Origin of the sequence: Moraxella caprae DSM 19149, assembly GCF_000426885.1 — a bacterium.
In the GTDB taxonomy this organism is placed as follows: Bacteria; Pseudomonadota; Gammaproteobacteria; order Pseudomonadales; family Moraxellaceae; genus Moraxella; species Moraxella caprae.
In genome coordinates, this window is the sequence record NZ_AUGF01000080.1 from 1 (window position 1) to 4,277 (window position 4,277).

The following is a 4,277-nucleotide window of genomic DNA, read 5'->3' on the forward strand; positions in this document are numbered from 1 at the left end:
GATTATTTTTTAAACTTATTTTTTACATAATTGACACCGATACTGGCAAAAACAAATATCACAATAAGTTTAATAATTGTCATAATGTCCATAAATAAACTCACTTTTTGGTTGAATTAAAAATAGCATTGCCAATATATAAAATAGACTTCCTGCAAAACTAGGTTTTCCGTTCGCCCCGAGCTTGTTGAGGGGTGGCGGAAAACCGTTATGGTTCGACAAGCTCACCACGAACGGTTTTCCTTATTTTTGGGTTTTGCAAGAAGCCTAATAAAGCAATACAATAAAAATGCTCCAAAAATATCAGTCATTCCAGATGAAATCATTCCACGACTGAGCATTTGAACAGCATTTAGGTTTAAAATAATTGCCAATATTAACGATACAATAGGTATCCAAATTGGAAACTTTTTACGATTATTTGACATTGATAAGTTCCTAATAACTACTTGGTAATAAATTATCACCAATCATTTGTCTATATTTGACAGCGGAATTCCAAGGGGTAAGTATTTCATTTTTAAGGCTACCAGCTCTCATTTTTAGGTATGGGTCTGCATTGTTTTCGGTGTATATGAATTCTGCACCCAATTTTTCCCTAGAAGCCTGTTCTAGGAAATTCTGATACATTTGCAGAAAAATAGGTATGTAATTTTGTTCAAAACCACGCTCGCTACGAAATTCGTAATGTTTTTCACAAAATTCTAAGAATGTTATGTAAAAATCGCCATTATAGACAGCTTTCTTTTTGCCCCTTTGTTGCTCCAATGTATCCACATAAAAACTATGTCTTTCTTGCAGAAAATTCTTTATAATAGCAATATTATTCTCATTGTGATTTAATCCATAAATTTTTAATATTAACTCAATCCATTTGTTTTCAATACCTTTGGCAATACTTCGCCTTTTTTCTCTTAAATTCTCTATTTGTATGGCTTCATTGGATTGTGCAATATTGCTCAAAACTTGATTGTCTCTATTCTTATCTCCGCTAGGATTGCTTGCTATGGCATAACGCATCATATCGGTAGAATGCATTTCGTATAGTGTAATACAATGTGTGAAAATAATTAGCTGAAAATAAGCAATTTCCAATTCAAACGCATAACTCCAAGCGTTTTTATCTTGATTTAATGAGAAAAATCCATCGCTATTTATAATATCCATTGTTTCTTGGTAACTTTTGGATAAGTATTCTAATCCTAATGCTACTTCTCTATTGCAATTGTTGGCGTGGCTTGATTTTGGGGTTTGGCTATCTTGATTGTTTTGAGAGAATAGATAAAACAAAATAACAACGCCTGCAAGACCGCCAAAAAATATAAGAACTTCCACAAAAAACTCCCAAAAAATTTTGAATTTCAACCGTTATATGTTACAATAATTTATTTTATTTTTAAACCAACCTACACTTGTCATTTGACAACTGCGAGTGGTCTTTTGTTAAAAATATGGGTATTTTTATGATAAATGTTGAAACCATTCGTGAGTTAAGAGAGCAAAACGACTGGACACAAGAGCAAATGTCGGAAAAATTAGGCATTACCAGAAATGGCTATGCCAAAATAGAAAGGGGCGAAAGTATGCCAAACTTGGAAAGATTGAATGACATTGCTAATTTATTTGGCGTTGAGATTACGGAATTATTGGATAATAAAAAGTTTGTTTGTCAAATTAGTGAAAATCATAGCAATAATTATTATAATGGCGACCAATATTTAATTACCCAAATTGAGAAATTACAATTATCCCTTTCTTATAAAGATGAATTACTTGCTCAAAAAGATAAAGAAATTGAATTATTAAGAAAACTTTTGGATAAAGTTTAATATTTTAACAGTGCGTACTTTTTATTTAAAAACAAGCACCTTACCAAACAATTTTATAAACCATTTACCCAAATCAGGAAAACCCCATGAAATACAAACTCACCCCAAGCACCACATTCACAGGCACGCATAAAGTCGCCCCTGACAAATCCATTTCGCACCGCACCATTATGTTTGGCTCTTTGGCGAATGGCGTAACAAAAGTTACCAACTTTTTGCAAGGTGAAGATGCGTTATCCACCTTACAAGCCTTTGCCGATATGGGCGTACAAATTCTCCGAGACGGTGATAAAGTTACCATTTATGGTGTGGGTATCAATGGGCTAAAAGCCCCAACCAAACCGCTTGATATGGGCAATTCTGGTACGAGTATGCGACTTTTGGCGGGGATTTTGTCCGCTCAGAGCTTTGACAGCACGATGATTGGCGATGAAAGCCTATCAAAACGCCCAATGGAGCGAGTGGCAAAGCCTTTACGCCAAATGGGGGCGAAAGTCGCCACGACAGGCGAGCGTGGCACACCGCCGATGACGATTACGGGCGGTCAGACCCTAAACGCTATCCGTTATGAAATGCCGATGGCGTCCGCCCAAGTCAAATCCTGCCTGCTTTTAGCGGGGCTATGGGCGACTGGCGAGACGGTAGTGGTTGAGCCTGAAATCACCCGAGACCACACCGAGCGAATGCTCACCGCCTTTGGCTATGATGTCAAAGTTACGCCTTTGGAGCGTGGCAACCAAATCCGCCTAACAGGGGGCAAAGAACTTACCGCGTGCGACATTGAAGTACCAGCGGATATCTCGGCATCGGCGTTTTTTATGGTAGCAGGATTGATTGCCAAAACTGGCGATGTGGTGTTGCCAAAAGTTGGGATAAATCCGACTCGTACAGGCGTGATTGACATTTTACGCCTAATGGGAGCGGATATTACGCTGACCAATCAAACGCTTGTCGGTGGCGAACCTGTGGCGGACATTTGTGTCAAATCAAGCAAATTGCACGGCATTGAGATACCGCTACACCTAGTCCCCCTTGCTATTGATGAATTTCCTGTGATTTTTGTGGCGGCCGCTTGTGCGACTGGTAAGACGGTTTTGCGTGGTGCAGAGGAGCTAAGAGTCAAAGAATCCGACCGCATACAGGTAATGGCGGACGGTCTTGCCACACTTGGCATTGATTGCACGGTGCTTGATGACGGCATTGAGATTGTCGGGCGTGGCGAGAGCGAGTTTGTGTTTGGCGGTGGTGAAATTGAATGTCATCACGACCATAGAATTGCGATGAGCTTTGCGGTGGCAAGCCTACGAGCAAAAGATGAAATTATCATCAATGGCACAGAGACGGTGGCGACAAGTTTTCCGAATTTTGCTAAATTGGTAAAAGAAGCAGGGCTAAATTTGGAAGTCATTGACAACTAAGCCATGAGCAATAAACCTACCATAACCACCACCCCAAAAGGACTAATGACGGCTCTTTTGGCGTTTTTGATGTGGGGTAATTTTCCTTTTTATTTTAAGCTGTTGGACGGTTATCATGCCGTTGAAGTCATCGTTCATCGGGTGGTGTGGACGTTTGTGGTGTTAAGCCTTGTCATCATCATTGGTAAGCGAACAGCTTGGCTCGCCCAAATTCGCCAAAATCCCAAATGGCTCGGCTTGACCTTTGTGTCGGCTCTCTTGATTGGCACAAACTGGCTAACCTATGTGTGGGCGGTGGCAAATGATAGGGTGCTTGAAGCAAGCCTTGGCTATTTTATCAATCCTTTAATGGGCGTGGGGCTGTCGCTTGTCATCTTTAAAGAACGCTTGCGACTTTTGCAAAAAATCGCTGTCGCCCTTGCCGTGCTTGCTGTCGGCATTCAGGTGGTGCTGTTTGGCGGTGTGCCGTGGGTGAGTTTGATTTTAGCGTTGTCCTTTGCCTTTTATGGGGTATTGCAACGCCAAACGCCCTTTAATGCCATTGACGGTTTGTTTATTGAGACGGCTTTACTGTTGCCTTTGTGCTTGATGTGGTTGGTCGGTGCTGATGTGGCAAGTTCAAATTTGGCATTTTGGGTATCTTATGATATTTGGCTACTGGCTTTGGCAGGTCCAATTACTTTATTGCCACTTTTATTATATAACCAATCAACCAAACTGGTCAGTTTTAATACTTTATCTTTTTTGGGTTATTTAACGCCAAGCATTGTCTTTATGATTGCGGTGTTTTATTATCATGAGCCGATTGATTTAAAACGCCTAATGATATTTGGGCTAATTTGGCTTGGGCTTATTATATTTAGTGTGGATATGTTAAAACATAGAAAACATTGATTTGATATAATAGACTTCCTGCAAAACCCAAAAATAAGGAAAACCGTTCGTGGTGAGCTTGTCGAACCATAACGGTTTTCCGCCACCCCTCAACAAGCTCGGGGCGAACGGAAAGCCTAGTTTTGCAGGAAGTCTA

General features: G+C 40.2%; 4 protein-coding genes and 1 pseudogene. 3 read left to right on the forward strand and 2 right to left on the reverse strand.

The window, feature by feature from the left end; genetic code table 11:
• Window positions 1–224: 224 nt before the first annotated feature.
• Together K941_RS0112095 and K941_RS0112100 are read right to left on the reverse strand one after the other, a co-directional pair.
• Window positions 225–428: a hypothetical protein gene (locus K941_RS0112095; RefSeq protein ID WP_029103802.1), complete on the reverse strand. Its 204-nt coding sequence runs from the start codon at window positions 426–428 to the stop codon at window positions 225–227.
• 10 nt (window positions 429–438) lie between these two features.
• Entirely contained in the window at window positions 439–1,335 is an 897-nt protein-coding gene (locus tag K941_RS0112100) for a hypothetical protein (protein WP_036388376.1), read from the reverse strand.
• Window positions 1,336–1,463: 128 nt separating this feature from the next.
• On the opposite strand from K941_RS0112100, the gene K941_RS0112105 reads away from it, so the two are divergent.
• From K941_RS0112105 to rarD, 3 genes and pseudogenes are all read left to right on the forward strand, one after another.
• Window positions 1,464–1,829, forward strand: a complete 366-nt coding sequence (locus K941_RS0112105; RefSeq protein WP_036388377.1) for a helix-turn-helix domain-containing protein — start codon at window positions 1,464–1,466, stop codon at window positions 1,827–1,829.
• A gap of 113 nt (window positions 1,830–1,942) precedes the next feature.
• Window positions 1,943–3,247: pseudogene (gene aroA, locus K941_RS0112110) on the forward strand (3-phosphoshikimate 1-carboxyvinyltransferase); the annotation flags it as partial.
• A 3-nt stretch (window positions 3,248–3,250) separates the two neighbouring features.
• Window positions 3,251–4,141 carry an EamA family transporter RarD gene (rarD, locus tag K941_RS0112115; protein WP_029103806.1) on the forward strand — a complete coding sequence of 297 codons (891 nt, stop codon included), beginning with the start codon at window positions 3,251–3,253 and terminating at the stop codon, window positions 4,139–4,141.
• Window positions 4,142–4,277: the final 136 nt, after the last annotated feature.